Origin of the sequence: Aliidiomarina maris, from assembly GCF_003987335.1 — a bacterium.
GTDB classification, from domain to species: domain Bacteria; phylum Pseudomonadota; class Gammaproteobacteria; order Enterobacterales; family Alteromonadaceae; genus Aliidiomarina; species Aliidiomarina maris.
On sequence record NZ_PIPK01000044.1, the window covers coordinates 1 to 743 of the forward strand.

The 743-nt window shown below is 44.7% G+C and carries 1 rRNA gene; it reads right to left on the reverse strand.

Annotated features, from left to right (window positions below):
* A 23S ribosomal RNA gene (locus tag CWE07_RS14285) occupies positions 1–532 on the reverse strand; the annotation flags it as partial.
* Positions 533–743: the final 211 nt, after the last annotated feature.

Consider the following 743-nt stretch of genomic DNA (forward strand, 5'->3'; position numbering starts at 1 on the left):
GGTGCTCCTACTGCTTGTACGTACACGGTTTCAGGTTCTATTTCACTCCCCTCACAGGGGTTCTTTTCGCCTTTCCCTCACGGTACTGGTTCACTATCGGTCAGTTGGGAGTATTTAGCCTTGGAGGATGGTCCCCCCATATTCAGTCAAGATAACACGTGTCCCGACCTACTCGTTTTCACTTACTAAGGTTTTTCGTGTACGGGGCTATCACCCTGTATCGCGGCACTTTCCAGAGCCTTCCACTAAACCTTAATAAACTTAAGGGCTAATCCGCGTTCGCTCGCCGCTACTAACGGAATCTCAATTGATTTCTTTTCCTCCGGGTACTTAGATGTTTCAGTTCTCCGGGTTCGCTTCTTACACCTATGTATTCAGTGCAAGATACTCTGTAAACAGAGTGGGTTTCCCCATTCGGAAATCCATGATTCAAATGCTTCTTACTAGCTCATCATGGCTTATCGCAAGTTAGTACGTCCTTCATCGCCTCCAACTGCCTAGGCATCCACCGTGTACGCTTAGTCACTTAACCATACAACCCAAAGAATTATGTTCGATGAACATCGTTCAGTGTGTCGTAACAGTTATGACAATAAGTACGATACGCCTCTACACCAAATGTGTCTTGTAGAGTGTTACCTAAGAGATTTCTCTTTGTTTGTTACAATCAGCTTGTCCAAGTTGTAAAAGAGCACGTAACATAAGGTTACTGGTAAACGTGATAATCTTGATTATCGGCAGGT